The organism is Methylosinus sp. KRF6 (genome assembly GCF_018887255.1).
Classification (GTDB): Bacteria; Pseudomonadota; Alphaproteobacteria; order Rhizobiales; family Beijerinckiaceae; genus Methylosinus; species Methylosinus sporium.
In genome coordinates this window covers 2,288,881-2,305,855 of record NZ_JAHLJF010000001.1, presented here as the reverse complement: position 1 = coordinate 2,305,855, position 16,975 = coordinate 2,288,881, and the positions used below count along the sequence as shown (strand labels likewise).

Here is a 16,975-nt window from a genome sequence, read left to right as displayed (position 1 = left end):
TGCGACAGTCGGGACGGAATCTAATGTCCCTGCGACAATCCGAGCCGGCCGAGCTTGCGGTGCAGCGTGGCGCGGCTGACGCCGAGCAGGCGCGCGGCGGCGGTGACATTGCCATTGGCGCGGGCGAGGGCGCGGCGAATGGCGCCGCGCTCGGCGTCTTCCAGCTCGGCGTTTTGCAGCGTGGCCTCCGCCTCGCCGCCGCCGGCGAGAAGATCGGCGGCGGGAAGCTGCGAGGCTATGCGCGCGTCGGTGACGCCGAGCTCGAGCCGCGCCGCGCGTGTCGCGCCGATGACGAGATCGTGCCGATCGACGGCGAGCAAGGCCGCGCCGCGCTCGGAGGGCGCCGTCAATATGCGCGCGCCGGCGAAGGCCTCGCGGAAATGCGCGGCCTCGATCGCCCGCGCGGCCTCCGCGACAGCGACGGCGACGAGCGCGACCACGCCGCTGGGGAGAGATTCGCGGCTGCTGGAGACGTCGAGGGCGGCGGCGAGCCGCCCCTCATGATCGTAGATCGGCGCCGCGGCGCAGCTCAGCCCCGTGTTGCGCGTGTGGAAATGCTGATCGCGATGAATGGTCAGCGCGCGGCCTTCGGCGAGGCAGGCGCCGATCGCGTTGGTGCCCTCGCGCGCCTCGCTCCAGACGGCGCCCGGACGCAGGCCGCGCGCGTCGAAATCCGGCGCATCCGACTCGGCGCTGCGCCGCTCGAGCGGCACGCCCTCGATATTGCTGAGCAATGTGCAGCAGCCGAGCTCGGCGACAGCCGCGAACAGGCGATCGAGCGGCTTGCGCGCCGCGCGCAGCAGCGGCGCGAGCCGCTCCCGCGCGTCCTGGAGCGCCGCCGCTTCGATCAAATCCGGCGCGCGGCGCGCATCCGGGTCGAGCCCATGCAGCGTGACGCAGCGCCGCCATGAAGCGGCGACCGCCGAGGCCGCGGGCGCCGCATCGTCATCGACGACCGAGCGGACCCGGTCGATATGGCTCACCTCGCGCCGTTCCATTCCTGGCTCTCCCATGGGAGGACGGGTCAGCATAGCGCGGCGCGCGGATGCTTTCACCTCCCTTGCGTCCGCTCGGCGCCCTGCGCGAATGCAGCTTTCGACCGACAAGCGTGTCCAGCCGAAGTGGACGCCGGTTCGGCGTTGGAAACGCGTCAAAACAAAGGACTAGAGTCTGGTAGGCGAGGCGCGAACCGTGACCGCCGCGGCGCGGCGCGGTTTGTCGCGCCCATGGGCATTATGCGTAGGGTTTACCGAAATGTTTACTATATTGATTCATAATTCCCTTCCGTAGCCGGTGAAGCTCACGTCAGTCGAACGAAAAGATTCGACGTGTCGACCGCGTAAATACTTCAGCTGTAGTTACGTAGAGCGGACAAAAAACCGCCAAATTGTAACTTCAGTTTCTCGAACGCTCGGGGTCTGAGAGTTGATCCTCGTTCTGGGCGCGGGTGGCGTAGTCGATCGGCTTCACATGAAGCTCTCCGACAGTGTGCGTAACGGAAGTGTTTCCGAAAGTGGGGGTGGATGCGTAAGAATCCCGGTGAACGATCCTTGCTCAATTCATTGTCGCGCCGTGAAATATCTCGCCGCCTTTTGATCTCGACTCTGTTCGTCGCAGGCGCCCTCACAGTGGGCGGTCTCGCGGGTCTCGCCATGCGCAGCGCGGAGGAGACCGCCGCGCCATCGGCTGCCGCGTTCGAGATCGACTCCCCCGCCGAGACGACGGCCTCGATCGAGGCGCCGTCCTTCTCCATTCCCTTCGGCGTGCTGGTCGGCGATCTGCGCTCGCATGTCGCGCCCAAGACGGTAGTCGCCGCGCTGGAGACGCCCCATTCTTCGCCGTCGCCTTTGGCCGCGACGCCGGCTCCACCCGCCGCGCAGCGGATCGCGGAGGAGGAGGCGGACAGCGCGCCGCTGCCGCCGCCGCGTCCTTCCGAATTCGGCCTGCGCGTGCACATGCCCATCATCCGCAGCGCGCGAAAGACGGCCTCCGCGCCGGCGCCGGAAGAGGATAGCCGCTCCTTTTTCGAGAAGGTCTTCGGTCCCTTACGGCCGACTGGCGAGGCGCTCGCCTATGCGGCGCCGGAGATGGGGCTGTTCGACGGCCTCCGCAATGTGACGCGCGGCAATCCGACGGCGGCTTATGACAATCAGACGGCCGTCTACGACATCAGCGGACATACGGTCTATCTGCCGGACGGCACGCGTCTCGAGGCGCATTCGGGCCTCGGCGACAAATTCGACGATCCGCGTTTCGCGCATGTGCGGATGCGTGGCGTCACGCCGCCGCATACTTACGATCTCACCTTCCGCGAGCGCCCGTTTCATGGCGTGCGCGCGATCAGGCTGACGCCGATCGGCGGCGAGGGCGCCATCTTCGGCCGCGCCGGCCTGCTCGCGCATACCTACATGCTCGGTCCGCGCGGCGATTCCAACGGCTGCGTGTCGTTCAAGAATTACGCCGCCTTCCTGCGCGCCTTCGAGCGCGGCGAGATCAAGCGCCTCGTCGTCGTCGGCAAGCTGTGAGCGTTCCCGCTCGAAGCAATCGTTCCCGAGGAAGCAATGGTTCTTTCCTCCTGATGCGAAGGACTGCGACCCTTCCCCCTCATGCCGAGGAGGTCGCGCAGCGGCCGTCTCGAAGCACGAGGGGGAACTCCTATTGGGCCGCATGTGAAATTTCCCACATGCTTTAGAGACGTGGCCCGCTCGCCGCTCCTCGGCATCGATCGTTTTCGGTTTTCACAATCACAATCCCTTCGGCTCGTCGAATGCCGGTAGCTTGCGGCAGCCGAGCGCGCCATATTCCTCGACGCGCTTGCGCGCTCCCGGCGTGCCGCGCCGCGGCGGATCGAGCGCGATCCAGGAAAACAGCGTGAAGGCCGCGTCGCAGGGCTTGCCCACGGCGACATAGGCGTTGGCGAGATCGACGAACACGCGCTCATGCACTTTGGCGCGATCGTGGAACAATTCGATCGTCGTCTTATATTCGCCGATCGCGGCGTCATAGCGTTTGGCCGCGAACAGCGCCCTCGCGCGCAGATAATGAAAATCCGCATAGATCGGCTGTTCGGAGATCAGCGCGTCGGCGATCTTCAACGCGGTGTCGGCGTCGCCGATGCGCAGGAACAATTCGCCGGCGCGGCCTTTCTCCATGGCGCTGTCCGGGCAGGCCGCGGCAAAGCCGCCAAAGCTTCGCGCCGCGACGCGCTCCTCTCCTTCGGCGATCAGCGCCTCGGCGAGAGCCGTGATCGCGCGCTTGTCGCAGGGCTCGCGCAGCAGCTTGGCGAGCTGCGTCGAGATTTTCGGAGAGGCGACCAGCCGCGCGCGCAGCGGCTCCATCTCCAGCCGGGCGTAGACGGGCGCAAATTCGTCGGCCGGGGTCGGCGCGCCGACGGCGTTCGCGGCCGTATAGGCCTCGCGGCGCAAAAAATCGCCGAACTCGGGCGCGACGACGACAGCGAGGCCGAGAGCCCCGGCGACCGCCGCGACCACGCCGATCCAGAGTCGGCTCTTTTCCGGCGAAGGCGGCGGGGCGATGCGGTCCCCGCGATCGATCTCCATGGTCCGATCCCAAAATGTGCGCGTCGACAATAATGACGAAAACTAGACGAAGATCGCGGCGAAAGCGCGTCCGGCGTTTCCCTCGCTTCACACCTCCCCCAAAATCTCCTCCAGCGCGGCGTCCAGCGCCTCGGGCTCCGGCTCCTCTATCGTCGCGCTCTGCGTGAAGATCAGCGCGCAGCGCACATTTTTGTGCGGATAGAGCCGCCGCGCGGCGGCGCGATAGACGGCGAGCTGCCGCAATTGCGCCGGCGTCGCCGGATGGCGCGGCGCGCCGGTCTTGAAATCGGCGACGATGACGTCGGTTTCCGTCTCGGCGAGGCGATCGATGCGGCCGCAAATGGCGATCTCGCCGCGTGGGCTGTCGAGCCGGGCGACGATCTCCACCTCCGGCGCCGAGCCCGGACCGAATAAAGGCGCGAGCGAGCCATGGCCGATCACCGCGAGCACGGCGGAAACCAGCGCCTTGCGTTGCGCGGCGTCGAGCGGGGCGGCGCGCAGCTCCAGAAAGCGCAGCGCCGCCTCGGTGCGCCGCTCCGGCGGCGTGTCCGGCAGGCGTTGCAGCAGCGCATGGGTGAGCCGTCCGACCAGCAGCCGCTCGCGGTCACTCCGCGTCGGCGCGGCGGAATTCTCCTCGCCGGCGAAAGGATCGGCGGCCGCCAGCGCGGTGGCCGGCCGCAGGGGCGGGGCCGGCGCGCGCTCCTCCGGCGCCGGCGCGCGCGCGTAAAGCGGGACGATGGTCGCCGTGGCTTCTCGCGTCTCGTTCGCCGCCGTCGCGCCATGCGCCGCATCGCCATAGCGCAAAATCTGCTTCGTCTCGTCGAGCGGGTCCGGCGCGCTGTCGCAGGCGGGCTCGAGGGCGTTGCGGATCGCGTCGTACCAGCAGCCGGCGCCGCGTCCCGCCGGCCCATGGAAGCCGCCGACATAGAGCCGCTCTTCGGCGCGCGTCAGCGCCACATAGAGCAGCCTGCGATGCTCCTCCCGCGCCGCCTCGCGTAGCGCCTCGCGCGCGCTGGCGACGGCGGGCGGATCGGCGGCCATATTGCTGGACCAGACCAGCGCCGCGCCATCTTCCTCGCCGAGCCGGAAGATCTTCGGATCATGCCGGCCGGAGGGGCCGCCGCAAGTGTCCGGCAAAAAGACGATCTTCGCCTCCAGCCCTTTGGAGGCGTGCACGGTCATCACGCGCACGGCGTCGCCGGCCGCCTCCATGTCGCGCTTGACGGAGAGCTGCAGGCTCTCGACTCCCGCGAGAAATCCGGCGAGGCCCTGCGCCTGCTCGCGCTCGAAGGAGAGCGCGAGGCGCAAAAATTCGTCGATCGCGTCATTGGCCTCCTGGCCGAGCCGCCCGACCAGCCTCTCGCGCCCGCCGCCGGCGCTGAGAATATGGCTGTAGAAATCGAATGGCGCGCGCGTGCGCGCCTCGCGCGCCCAAGCGTCTACCCGCGCCGCCGCCTCTCTATGCGCCGGCTCCGGCGAGGCGGCGAGCGCATCGATGAGCGCGCCTTCGCGCTTGGGCGCGAGGGCGATGAGATCATCATCGGTGAAGCCGAAGAGCGGCGATTTCAGCAGCGTCGCCAAAGTGAGGTCGTCCTCGCGCAGCAGCGCGACGCGGCCGAGCGCGACGAGGTCCATGACTGCGATGTGGCCGGAGAGATCGAGACGATCGGCGCCGGCGACGGGAATCGCCTCCGCCTTCAGCGCGCGAATGACGCCCTCGAAAAAAGCGTCGCGCTTGCGCACGAGGATCATCACATCGCCGGGCCGCACGGGGCGCATCGCGCCCTTGTCCTCGACGCATTCGCCATTTTGCGGCGCGAGCAGCGCCTTCACCTTGCGTGCGATCTTGCGCGCGAGCCGCGCCGGCGGACCGGCCTCGTTCACATAATCGAGCGGCAGGCGCCAATCCGGCGGCGTCTCCGCGCCCGCGGACGCCTCTGGCTCCCAGATTTCGACGAGACCCGGAACATCGGTCTTCCAGGCCTCGTGCAATGGCGCGGGCTCGTCGCGGTCCGCAGCGAGGCCGCGTCTGTTCTCCTCGACGGAGAAGACGATATCCACCGCGCCCAGCACTTGCGGCGAGGAGCGGAAGGAGCGCGTCAGCCGCACCGTCTCGAAGCCGAGCTCGGCGTCGCGGAAACGGCGCGCGAAATCGCGGCGCATGGCGTCGAATTTCTCCGGCGCGGCGCCTTGAAAGGAGAAGATCGACTGCTTCTCGTCGCCCACGGCGAAGAAGGTGCGGATGCGCTGCGTGGCGCCGGCGCCGGCGCAGAATTCATCGGCGAGCGCGGCCAATATGTCCCATTGCGCCGCGCTCGTGTCCTGCGCCTCGTCGACGAGAATATGATCGATGCGCGAATCGAGCTTGTAGAGCACCCAGGAGGGGCTCGAGCTTTGAAACAGCCGGCGCGTGCGCTCGATGAGATCGTCGAAATCGAAGAGGCCGCGATTGCTCTTCATCCGCTCATAGGCGGAGAGAATGGCGTCGCCGATCCGCGCCAGCGCCATGGAGCGATCGAAAGCGGCGGCAGCCTTGCGCTTTTCCACCAGCGCGACGAGCCGATCGCGCTCATCCTCGAGCCGCGCCAGCAATGCGGGCTGCTGCTTTTGCAGTGCGGCCGAGATCATCTTCTGCTTGCCGAGCCCGCGCGGCTCGCCGTCCTTCTTGAAGAAGACCGACAAGTATTCCTCGACACATGCCGAGCGCTGGTCATTAGCGCCGCCGGCCAGCCCAGCAGCGATCATCAATTGCGCGCCGAGCTTCCCATCATTCGCGCCGCCGCCGCGCAGCGCCTGCGTGATTCCCGGCCAGTCACGAGGCGAAAGCCCGCCTTCGATAATCTCCCGCTCCACCGCCTCGAGCGTTTCGCCCTCGCGCAGCCCTAAGCGCTCGCGCAGCAGCTCCGCATAATCGCCGGACGACAGATTGCGATGCGCGGCCCTATGGCCGAGCAATTCCGCGATCAACTCGTCGAAGCCCCCGCCCGAGCAGAGCCGCGACACCGTCTCAAGCGCCGCGCGCAATTCGCCTTCGTCCAGCACGGCGCGGGCGAGCGTCTGCCGTCGCGCGCGCTCCAACAGCTCGGCGCGCTCCAAATCGTCGAGCACGCGGAAGGACGCCGCGACATTGGCCTCGAAGGGAAAGAGATGCAGAATCCTTTCGCAAAAGGCGTGGATGGTCTGAATTTTCAGCCCGCCGGGCGTCTCCACCGTGCGCGCGAACAGGCGCCGCGCGAAGACCAGCTCCGCGCGCGACGGCTGCGGCGCGCCGGTGGCGAGAATGGCGGCGGTCAGCGCCTCATCGTCGAGCAGCGCCCAGCCGGCGAGAATATCGAAAATGCGCGCCGCCATATTGGCGGCCGCGGCCTTTGTGTAAGTGAGGCAGAGAATGCGCGAAGGCGGAGCGCCGGCCAGCAGCAGCCGCACCACGCGCTGTGAGAGAACATGCGTTTTGCCCGAGCCCGCATGGGCCGCGACCCAGGCCGATTGCGCGGGATCGGAAGCGGCGCGCTGCCGCTCCCGCGTGTCCTTGGCGATGGGGCGTCTGTCGCTCATCCAATTTCCATTCGGAGCGAAGGAAAGCGCTCTACGGCGATGTCTTCTCTATGTTCTCGGCCACCACCTCGTCGATCATGCTGTCGAGATCGGTCGCCTTCGTCTCCTTGGCGAAGAGGAGCGCGACGATCGTCGAGGCGCCGAGCACGGCGAGATAGAGGCCGACCGATTCCGCTCCGTAATTTTGCGCGATCCATGTCGCCACAAAGGGCGTCAGCGCCGCGCCGAGTATGGAGGCGAGATTATAGGAGACGCCCGAGCCCGTATAGCGCGTGTTGGTGGGGAAGAGTTCCGGCAATATGGCCGACATAGGCCCGAAGGTGAGGCCCATCAGCGACATGCCGATGCTGAGGAAAACCAGAATGAGCCCGCGATTGGCGCTCTCGCCCGTGCCGATGAGATCCTTGGATAGGAAGAAGCGGAAGGAGAGGCCGAACAGCACAATGCCGGTCGTCACGATCAGCAGCAGCTTGCGGCGTCCGATCCTGTCGGCGAGATGCCCAGAGACGGGGATGAAGCCGGCGAAGAACAGCACGGATATGAGCTGCAGCACGAGGAAATCGCGATAGCCTATGCCGAGATTGCCGAGCGCGACCTTGCCTATGCCGTAGGAGAGAATCCACGTCGTCATCAGATAGAAGAGACCATAGGTCGCGACCATGATGAAAGTGCCGAGCAGGAGCTCTTTCGCATTGTTGCGAAACACATGGGCGAGCGGCGATTTCAATTTCTCGCCGCGCTCCAAGGCGCGGGCGAAGACCGGCGTCTCATGCAGCTTCAAGCGCACATAGAGGCCGAGTGTGACCAGCAGAATGGAGAGCAGAAAGGGCAGCCGCCAGCCCCAGGCGAGGAAATGCTCGTCCGGCGTCGCGCGCGTGGAATCGAAAGCGAAGAGAATGGTGAGCGTCAGAAAGAATCCATTGGCGAGAATGAATCCGAAAGGCGCGCCGAGCTGCGGCCACATCGCCGCCCAGGCGCGCTTGCCCTTATCGGCGGTCTCGGTGGCGAGCAGCGCCGCGCCGGACCATTCGCCGCCGAGGCCGACGCCCTGGCTGAAACGGAAAATGGTGAGCAGGACCGGCGCGAACAGGCCGATCTGATGATAGGTGGGCAGAAGGCCGATGGCGAAAGTGGCGAGGCCCATCAGTAGCAGCGAGCCGACCAGCGTCGCTTTTCGCCCGACGCGATCGCCGAAATGGCCGAAGAGCACGGAGCCGATCGGTCGCGCGACAAAGGCGACGCCGAATGTCGCCATGGAGGCGAGCAGCGCCGCGCTGCCCGCGCCGGCCGGGAAGAACAAGAGCGGAAACACCGACACGGCGGCGGTGGCGTAGATGTAGAAGTCGAAGAATTCGATCGTCGTGCCGACGAGGCTCGCGAAGATGATGCGATTTCTGTAGCTTTTATCCGACCCTTCGAGAGCCATTTCAAATTCCTCGCCCCTGTCCGAATGCAGCGCGTCGATCCGGCGTTTGCGAGGATCGAAGGCCGTTTCGGGAAACCATACAAGAAATGTAGTTTGACCGCTATCGAAGGCGGTCGCCGCCCCCGGCTCCGATCTTTTGCTTAGCGAGACGTGAATCTTCGGCTGCGTGGCGTCGTCTCGAAGCGGGAAGAATGGCACGAGAGGTGGACAAAGCCCGTCCGAATCGGGGGCGGCGGAAATGGGCGGCCGATTCCTTTCCGAAGCGTCAAAAAGTGTGGTGGAGGCTTCGTGTCTTCGATGGCGCAGGAAGCTGCGCCGATAGGCTTAGCGGAAAGTGAATCCCATGCCCGTTTCCGCCGTCCCGAAGTGAGAGCGGCGGCACGAGACGCGCACAAACCACGTCCGAATCGGGAGCGCTGAAAAACGGCGGCCGATTCCTTTCCGAAGCGTCAATCAGCGAGGTGAGGCTTCGTGAACGCCGCGCCTCGGCGCGCGACCACGCCGCTCGCTCACCGTGGCGGCGCGGCCTGCCGGGCCTCTCAGGGCAGCGTGCGGAAGAAAAGGCCCCTGACCCGGCCGTCGGGGGCGAGGTCGATGCGCCATTCGGTCTCGTTTTTTTCGAATTGCGCGCGATAGACGTCCCAGCCGTCCACGCCGACGCCGACGAAGCGAATCTCCCCGAGCGCGCCTTTCGCCGAGAGCTCCTCCGCGACCGCCTCCGCTCGCTCGCGCGCCAATGTGGCGAGCGGCTCCGTCATGCGCGCGGCGTCGATCTCTCCACGCCGGGCTTCGTCGATCGTTCGGCGGATCGCTTCTTCGCTGTCCGGCTGCGGCCGATTATCATGGATTCTGCGCGTCAGCTCATCCGCTGCGCGCTGGGCCTCCGTTTCATCGATCCGCCGCGCGACCAGCTCGACGCCGTTCTGATGGATCGTCAGCGCATTCACTGATTGGTCGCTGTCTATGGAAAAGACGAGCTGAGCCGGGACGACCTTGAGAAAGAACTCGGTCTCGCTTTCTGGAAAAACCTCATAGGCGGCCTGCCCGGTGACTTGACTGAAGAGCCGGTCGCCGACGCGCGTGATCGTGATCCCGCCCCCGATGGCGTCGAAGCGATAGGCGCCGACATAGCGATCGTAGATTTCTGGATTTACGGGCGTCGTCTTGCGCGGGCGCGCCTGCTCGTAGCGGCGCTGCGCGATCAGGTCGAGCGATGTCTGCGTCATGGTCGTCTCCTTTGCGAGCGTTATGAGTTCGTCGAGCGAGAGCGTCCCGCCCGTGGAGAGCTTCGTTCGGGCGGCGCCGACGAGCGCCAGCTTCTCGCCGATGCGCTGGCGCTGTTCGGTGAGCGCCGACTGCTGCATTTCCAGAGTTCGGTCGAGATCGACCGCGCGCCCCTCGAGCAGCGCGGCGATGCGTGAGAGGCTGAGGCCGAAGCGCTTTAGAGCGAGCACCTCGTGAAGGCGGGCGATCTCCTTTTCCCCGTACAGCCGCCAGCCCTTCGCCGAACGGGCCGGCGTCAGCAAGCCGCGCTGCTCATAGGTTCTGAGACCACGAATGGTGACGCCGATGCGCTCCGCGCATTCCGCCGCAGTCAGCAACACGTCTTTGCGCCTCGACTCTCTCACTGGACGAGCCCTCCTGTTCCTCAGGGTCTAATCTATGACCCAAGGGACGGCGCAAGCGTCATTTTGCGACCTCGGAAGCGGCGCGGAGTGACGCCCCGTGTCTGGCGTCGCCGCCGCGCGCAAGGCGCGGGATGTCGCGTCGATAGGCTCAGCGAAAAGTGAATGCGCCGCCGCCTCCGCCGTCTCGAAAGTGGAATTGCGGCACGAGACGTGGATAAACCCTGTCCGAATCGGGAGCGCCGAAAATGGGCCGTCGATTCCTTGCCGAAGCGTCAATCATCATGGTGAATGGCTTGTAAACGCCGAATCTTCGCGGCTCGGCGCGTCGCCGCCTTCACAGGCTTAGCGAGTGGTGAATCGTCGGCCTCCTCGCTCCGTCCCGAAAGTGGAATTGCGGCACGAGAGGCGCACAAACCCTGTCCGAATCGGGGGTGCCGAAAAAGGGGCGGCGATTCCTTGCCGAAGCGTCAATCATCATGGTGAAGGCTTCGTAAATGCGGTGTCTTCGTGGCTCGGCTCGTCACCGCCTTCATAGGCTTAGCGACGGGTGAATCGTCGGCCTCTTCGCGCCGTCCCGAAAGTGGAATTGCGGTACGAGACGCGCACAAACCCTGTCCGAATCGGGAGCGTCGAAAATAGGCTGTCGATTCCTTGCCGAAGCGTCAATCTTCATGGCGAAGGCTTCGTAAACGCGGTGTCTTCGCGGCTCGGCGCGTCGTCGCCTTCACAGGCTTAGCGAGTGGTGAATCGTCGGCCTCTTCGCGCGGTCCCGAAAGTGGAATTGCGGCACGAGACGGGCACAAACCCCGTCCGAATCGGGAGCGTCGAAAATCGGCGGCCGATTCCTTGCCGAAGCGTCAAAGAACAGGATGAACGCTTCGTGACTTCGCGGTGAAGCGTCACTCCTCGCCGCCGCCGCCCTCGCGCGACCATTCCTTCACCCGTGCGAGATGGTCGTAGTCGCTGTAGCGCGAGGCGAACTCCACCCATGGCCGCGAGGGATAAGGCGTGTCGGCGAGACGAAACTGATTCAGCAGCACGAAGAGATTGGCGCGATGCTCGGCGACGACGTCGCCGAAACTCTTGTCTTTGAATTTCAGCCATTGCGTCTCGCCGCCGGTCTTGCCGCCGAGCCGCACATAGGCGGCGCCGGCGACGCGCGGCGCGCCGATGGAGTCGAAGGAGCCGGCCTCGATCATCGCCGCCTCCAATGTCAGCTGCGGCGAGAAGCCCGCGCCGACTTGTGAGGCGGTCGGCGGATTGCCGGTCTTATAGTCGAAGACGAAAGCTTCACCGCTCGCGTCCACCTCTATGCGATCGGCGACGCAGGAGAGGGTGAAGACGCTGCCGTCGGCGAGCGTCAGCTTCCATCCGGCGCCTTTCTCTATGAAAATCTCGCGCGCCTGCTCGCGGCGTTCACGCTCGAAAGCGAGCGCATGATCGAGGCCGGCTTCTATGCGCGGCCAATCGAAGGCGAGGAAGGACGGATCATCCAAGAACTCGCCGAGCTCGGCGCGCGCGATCTCGACGAGAAGCGCGCGCGCGTCTTCGGGCAGTGGGCCTTTGGGATGCGCCTCCTGGAATTTCGCCAGCGCCGCATGGATCGCGACGCCGATCTCGCGCACGCCCTTGGGCGCACCGAGCGGCGGCAAGGGCGGCAGGCGCAGAATAGATTCGGCGAAGACGGAATAGGGGTCGCGGCGCAGCTTTTCGATGCGCGTGACGCTGAGCCGCGTCGGCCGCAGCTCCACGGGCGGGCGCGGCAGCGGGCGCGAGATGGCGCGAATCTCCTGCGGGCGATCCAGCGCGGCGGCGAGCGCGCATTTTTCATCGCCGCGCGCTTTGCAGGCGGCAAAGGCCTCGCCCGAGAGCGCCGCCAATCGCGCGATGAGGCGCGACACCACGGTCGGCGCGCCGTTGCGCTTTTTCGCGCGGCTGATGACGACCTTGGCCGCGCCGAATGCCATGGCGAAATCATGCGCCGTCTGGCCGATGCGGCGCTCCGGCGGCGAGAGGCCCAATTGCCGGCGCATGGCGCGATTGAGAAAGGCGCCGGATTCGGCTTGTGGCGGCCAGATCGTCTCGTCGAGCCCGGCGAGCAGCACGAGATCGGCGTCGAGCAGGCGCGCTTCCAGCAGCCCGAGAATCTTGAGGCGCGGATGCGCGCGGCGCGGGCTCGGCGCGCTCGCCTCGAAGGCGAGGCGATCGAAGAAAGAGGCATAGCCGGCGACGTCGAAGACGAGCGCGCTATCTGAGGCCTCCAGCGCGTCGAAGAGCTGCAGCAATTGCTCGACGCCCTCGCCCGCGGGCTCCGCGCCGGCGATTCGCTCCAACGCCAGCGCATGGGCGCGCGCCCGCTCGCCGAGGCGCGCCTCCGGCGTGAGCGCGGCGAGGGGAAGAAGCGCTTCATCGAGGCGGGCGAGGAGGTCGTCGATCGCGCGCCAATCCTCTTCGCTGATGCGCTTCAGCGCTGGATGGGCGTGCGTCTCTTCGGCGCGCCGGCGCGCCGGCGTGGCCATTGCGGCGAAGGAGCCGCCGCTCTCGACATTGCGCAGCACGGCGATCTCGACGAGCGGAGCGAGGCGCTCGATCTCCGCACGCTCGAGACCAAGGCGCGTCAGCGGATGGGCGAGAAGCGCGGCGGCGTCGATGGCCGAGGCGCCGTCCTCCGCCGTGGCGGCGACGAGCCGGGCCAGCGCGCCGATCGGCGTCGCGCCGATCGGGCGGCCGGCCGAATCGTCTACCTCCACGCCCCAGCGCGCCAGCTCGGCGCAGACGCGGCGGGCGATGTCGCGATCGGGCGTGATCAGCGCCGCCGTGCGGCCCGGCGTCTCCAGCGCCTCGCGCATGGAAAGGGCGAGGGCCAGCGCCTCCTCACGCTCGTCCGCCGCCTCGATGAAGGAGACGCCGGCGAGCGCATTCGCGAAGCCCTCGGCCGCGGCGGCGCGGAAGTCGCGCCAATAATCGGTGCAATCGGCGGGGCGCAGCGCCTCGGCCAGCAGCCGCGTCCGCGCCTGCAGCACGGGCGGAGCGAAGCCGATGGGGAGGACCTCCTCGCGCGTGACGCCCAGAGTGGAGAGGAGACGCTTCAGCAAAGTCTGCGGATGGGTGAAGCTCGGCTCGTCGCGCTCATTCTCGCCATCGTCGCCGACGCGGCGCCAGGCGGCTTCGTCCAGCTCGAGATCGAGGCCGGGCAGAATCACCGCCCCGCGCTCCAGCCGGGCGATCGCCGCCAAAAGGCGCGCCGTCGCCGGATGCGCGCCGGTAGAGCCGAGCGCGATCACCGGGCCGCGCGCGCCGCCGCGCTCGAGATGCGCGATCTGCGCCTCGATCAGCGCCGTCTGTCGCGCGGCGCGGTCGATGAGGCCGCGGGTAGAGAGAATATTCGGCCAATCCTCGAGCGCGATTTTCAGAAAATTGGCGGTGATCGCGAAGAAGCGGTCATAGGCCTCCTCGGCGAGGCCGGCGAGCGCGCCGGCGCTGAGCTTCTCGATCGCGAATTCGTCGATCAGCCGCGCCAGCTCGCCGGAGAGCGCATAGGCGCTGGCAGGGGAAGGGGCGATCAGCAGCATTTCGCGCGGGTCGTGCTCGACAGCGCCGGTCGAATCGATGGAGACGATGGCGTGGCGCAGCGCGCGCGCCCATTGCAGCACCAGCTCGGCTAGAATCAGCCGGCGGTCGAGCTCTTCGATCGCCGGCGCCAGCGCCAGCTCCAGCGTCGCCTCGCCCGAATCGAGATCGGCGTGGAACAGCGCCGAGGCCTCCTGCTCGTCGAGATCGCCGAGCGGCAATATGCGCGGCAGCAGCGCCGCCGGCGCCTCGATCGCGGTGGAGAATTGCGCCGCCAGCGCCCGCGCGGCGCGCTGAGTCGGCACATAGATCGTGGTGGCGGCCAGAGCCAGCGGGCCGCTCTCGCGCGAGAGGCCGGGGATGATCGCGCCATCCAGCAGCGCGCGCGTGAAGGCGCCGAGAAAGGAGGCGCCAGGGGCTATGGAAAATACGTAGCGAGGCGCCATTTTCCTACTCGGCGGGTGGAAAGAAAGCATGAGCGGAGCAATTCACACCTGAATTCTGTGTATTGCGCGTGATTGCGGAATTGAAACCCGCTGGAAGAGGAGAATACTCCGGGGCGGCGACCGTGGCGATGGTTTGGCGGTGCGCCGGCTTTTTCGAGAGCGAATAGGTTTCGAGGGAACTCGCCGATGGACCGATCGTCGAGCGATTCGCACGCCGAGCTCCGAGAGACTTCTGCGACGACGCGGCCTTCCCGCCGCGCCGCGGGGGGCGGGGACGATTTGCGCCACGCCGAGGCGGCGCGGCTGGAGGCCGTCCTCGCATGTCTGTCGGACGCTGTCTTGTCGATCGACGACAAGGGCGTGGTGGTCGGCGTCAATGGCGCCGCGGGCGCGCTGTTTCGCTGCTCCGCCGAGACGCTGCTCGGCCGGGAGGCGGCGCATTTGTTGCCTGGAAGCGGTCTCGCGGCGGGGGAGCGGCGATCGGACGGTCTCGCTCTGCGCCCCGATGGCTCGACCTTCCCCATTTCCCTCGCCGTCAATGAGACGCGCGGCGCCGTCCGCCAGCGCATCGCCGTCATTCGCGATCTCACCGAGGAGCGCGCCGCCGAGGCGCTGCTCTGTGAGCTGCGCTCGGAGCTCGCCTATGCCGGACGGCTCGCCGCAATGGGCGAGCTGGCCGCCGCGCTGGCGCATGAGATCAACCAGCCCTTTTCCGCCATCGCCACTTATGTCCGCACCGCGCGCTGGCTGCTGCAGCGTAAGCCCAAGCAGAGCGGCGAGGTCGAGGATATTCTCGACAAGGCCGGGGCGCAGGCGATGCGCGCCGGCGATATCGTGCGCCGCTTGCGCGAGTTCGTCACGCGCGGCGAATCGGTGAAGACGGTGCAGAGCCTCAGCGCTCTGGTCGAGGAGGCGAAATCGCTGGGCGTCGCCAGCGCGCGCCAGGTCGGCGCGCAGATCAGCGTCGCCGCCAAGGCCGAGAATGACGAGGTTCTCGCCGATCGCGTGCAGATCCAGCAGGTCATCGTCAATCTCATGCGCAACGCCGTCGAGGCGATGGACGGCGCGCCGCGGCGCGAGCTGTCGCTCTCCACCTCGGCGGCCGACGGCTATGCGCGGCTCGACGTGGCCGACACCGGCCATGGTCTGAAGGACGGCGCCGGCGCGCTGTTTCAGCCCTTCCGCAGCAGCAAGGCGAGCGGAATGGGCATAGGGCTTTCGATTTCCCGCTCCATTGTCGAGGCGCATGGCGGACGCATTTGGGCCGAGCCCAATCCGCGCGGCGGCGCGATTTTCAGCTTCACGCTTCCTCTCGCGGAAAGGGCCAGCCTATGAGACCAGCGCCGCTCGTGCACCTCGTGGACGATGATCCGGCGATCCGCGACGCGTTGACGCTGATGTTCCGCTCGCGCGGCTTTCGCTCGCGCGCCTATCGCGCGGCGGAGGAATGTCTCGCCGAGGCGGGGCCGAAGACATCGGGCTGCATCGTCGCCGATATGCGGCTGCCGGATATGTCCGGCGTCGAGCTGACGCGGCGCCTGCGCGCCTACGGGGCGACGCCTCCCGTCGTCATCATCACGGCTTGCGCCGGCGCCTCTCTCGCGGTGGAGGCGATGGCGGCCGGCGCCAGCGATCTCTTGGAAAAGCCCTTCGACGACGAGGCGCTGCTCGCCTCCGTGCGGCGCGCGCTGGCGGCGCGGCGCGGCGAAGGCGACATAGACGCCGAGACTCGCGCCGTTCTCGCGCGCTTCGGCGCGCTGAGCGAGGATGAGCGCCGCGTGCTGGCCGGCGTCGCCAAAGGCCGGCCGAGCCGCGACATAGCCGAAGGGCTCGGCCTCGAATTGCGCGCAGTGGAGCTGCACCGCGCCAATATCATGGCCAAGGCCAATATCGGCACGCTGGTCGAGCTGGCGCGGCTCTCGGTGATCGCCGCCAGCGTCAAGGCGAGCGAGGGACGCGAGCCTAATCCGCCGCTGCGGCGCCGCCGTTCAAATCCTCGGGGCGCGGCTGCAGCATGATGTTGTAGCCGGCGTCGACGAGGTGAATCTCGCCGGTCACGCCGCCCGACAGCTCCGACAGGAAATAGAGCGCCGAGCCGCCGATCTCGTCCAGCGTGATCATGCGGCGCAGCGGCGCATGGGCCTTTTGAAACGCGCCCATCGCGCGCGCGCCGGTGATGCCGGCGCCGGCCATTGTGCGGACGGGGCCGGGCGAGATGGCGTTCACGCGAATGCCGCGCGCGCCATAATCGGCCGCGAGATAGCGGACGGAGGAATCGAGCGCCGCCTTGGCGACGCCCATGACGTTGTAATTGGGCATCACATGCGTGCCGCCGCCGAAGGAGACGGTGAGCATGGTCCCGCCATTCTTCATCATCGCCGCGGCGCGTTTCGCCGCCTCGGTGAAGGAGAAGCAGGAGATGACCATGGTGCGGATGAAATTCTCGCGCGATGTGTCCGCGTAGAGGCCTTTCAGCTCGCTCTTGTCGGAATAGGCTAGCGAATGGACCAGAAAATCCAGCTCGCCCCATTCCTCCTGCAGCCGCGCGAAGACGGAATCGAGGGACGCGACATCTTCCACATCGCAGGGGATCACCAGATTGGAGCCGAGCTCCTCGGCGATCGGGCGGACGCGCTTGCCGAGCGCCTCGCCCTGATAGGTGAAGGCGAGCGAGGCGCCGTGCCGCGCCAGCGCTCGCGCTATGCCATAGGCGATGGAATGATCATTCGCGACTCCCATGACAAGGCCGCGTTTGCCCTGCATGAGGCCCGTTGAAACCGTCATCTTCGA

The 16,975-nt window shown here is 67.1% G+C and carries 10 protein-coding genes; 3 read left to right on the top strand and 7 right to left on the bottom strand.

The annotated features are described in order from the left end of the window. Positions 1-20: 20 nt before the first annotated feature. Positions 21-998, bottom strand: a complete 978-nt coding sequence (locus tag KP010_RS11130; RefSeq protein ID WP_216280877.1) for a helix-turn-helix domain-containing protein — start codon at positions 996-998, stop codon at positions 21-23. Positions 999-1,628: 630 nt separating this feature from the next. Here KP010_RS11130 and KP010_RS11125 point away from each other — a divergent pair. Next, on the top strand, positions 1,629-2,525 hold the full coding sequence (locus tag KP010_RS11125) for a DUF2778 domain-containing protein (protein ID WP_371824208.1): 897 nt from the start codon (positions 1,629-1,631) through the stop codon (positions 2,523-2,525). Between the two features lie 219 nt (positions 2,526-2,744). Here KP010_RS11125 and KP010_RS11120 read toward each other — a convergent pair whose 3' ends face one another. The 5 genes from KP010_RS11120 to addB form a co-directional block, all read right to left on the bottom strand. Then, entirely contained in the window at positions 2,745-3,560 is an 816-nt protein-coding gene (locus KP010_RS11120) for a lipopolysaccharide assembly protein LapB (protein WP_146188376.1), read from the bottom strand. An 87-nt stretch (positions 3,561-3,647) separates the two neighbouring features. Further along, positions 3,648-7,115, bottom strand: coding sequence for a double-strand break repair helicase AddA (gene addA / locus KP010_RS11115; protein ID WP_216280875.1), 3,468 nt, complete (start codon positions 7,113-7,115; stop codon positions 3,648-3,650). Positions 7,116-7,146: 31 nt separating this feature from the next. Beyond that, positions 7,147-8,541 (bottom strand): MFS transporter, encoded by a 1,395-nt coding sequence (locus KP010_RS11110; RefSeq protein ID WP_142862693.1) that lies wholly within the window; start codon positions 8,539-8,541, stop codon positions 7,147-7,149. A 539-nt stretch (positions 8,542-9,080) separates the two neighbouring features. Next, the gene (locus tag KP010_RS11105) at positions 9,081-10,169 is read right to left on the bottom strand and encodes a MerR family transcriptional regulator (RefSeq protein WP_142862692.1); all 1,089 of its coding nucleotides are present in this window, start codon (positions 10,167-10,169) and stop codon (positions 9,081-9,083) included. 899 nt (positions 10,170-11,068) lie between these two features. Continuing rightward, the gene (addB, locus tag KP010_RS11100; RefSeq protein WP_142862691.1) at positions 11,069-14,185 is read right to left on the bottom strand and encodes a double-strand break repair protein AddB; all 3,117 of its coding nucleotides are present in this window, start codon (positions 14,183-14,185) and stop codon (positions 11,069-11,071) included. 186 nt (positions 14,186-14,371) lie between these two features. On the opposite strand from addB, the gene KP010_RS11095 reads away from it, so the two are divergent. After that, positions 14,372-15,520, top strand: a complete 1,149-nt coding sequence (locus KP010_RS11095; RefSeq protein ID WP_108917340.1) for a sensor histidine kinase — start codon at positions 14,372-14,374, stop codon at positions 15,518-15,520. After that, positions 15,517-16,203, top strand: coding sequence for a response regulator transcription factor (locus tag KP010_RS11090; RefSeq protein WP_142862690.1), 687 nt, complete (start codon positions 15,517-15,519; stop codon positions 16,201-16,203). Before KP010_RS11095 ends, KP010_RS11090 begins: the two co-directional genes overlap by 4 nt. Here the strand turns inward: KP010_RS11090 and fabI are convergent. Next, complete coding sequence (fabI, locus tag KP010_RS11085) at positions 16,148-16,969, bottom strand: enoyl-ACP reductase FabI (RefSeq protein ID WP_142862689.1); 822 nt, start codon at positions 16,967-16,969, stop codon at positions 16,148-16,150. The genes KP010_RS11090 and fabI overlap by 56 nt on opposite strands. Positions 16,970-16,975 lie beyond the last annotated feature (6 nt).

Excerpts from the sequence above, each read along its gene's own strand:
- KP010_RS11120 (WP_146188376.1), bottom strand. The coding sequence starts at position 3,560 with ATGGAGATCGATCGCGGGGACCGCATCGCCCCGCCGCCTTCGCCGGAA.
- KP010_RS11090 (WP_142862690.1), top strand. The coding sequence starts at position 15,517 with ATGAGACCAGCGCCGCTCGTGCACCTCGTGGACGATGATCCGGCGATC.
- addB (WP_142862691.1), bottom strand. The coding sequence starts at position 14,185 with ATGGCGCCTCGCTACGTATTTTCCATAGCCCCTGGCGCCTCCTTTCTC.
- KP010_RS11130 (WP_216280877.1), bottom strand. The coding sequence starts at position 998 with ATGGAACGGCGCGAGGTGAGCCATATCGACCGGGTCCGCTCGGTCGTC.
- addA (WP_216280875.1), bottom strand. The coding sequence starts at position 7,115 with ATGAGCGACAGACGCCCCATCGCCAAGGACACGCGGGAGCGGCAGCGC.
- fabI (WP_142862689.1), bottom strand. The coding sequence starts at position 16,969 with ATGACGGTTTCAACGGGCCTCATGCAGGGCAAACGCGGCCTTGTCATG.
- KP010_RS11095 (WP_108917340.1), top strand. The coding sequence starts at position 14,372 with ATGGACCGATCGTCGAGCGATTCGCACGCCGAGCTCCGAGAGACTTCT.
- KP010_RS11110 (WP_142862693.1), bottom strand. The coding sequence starts at position 8,541 with ATGGCTCTCGAAGGGTCGGATAAAAGCTACAGAAATCGCATCATCTTC.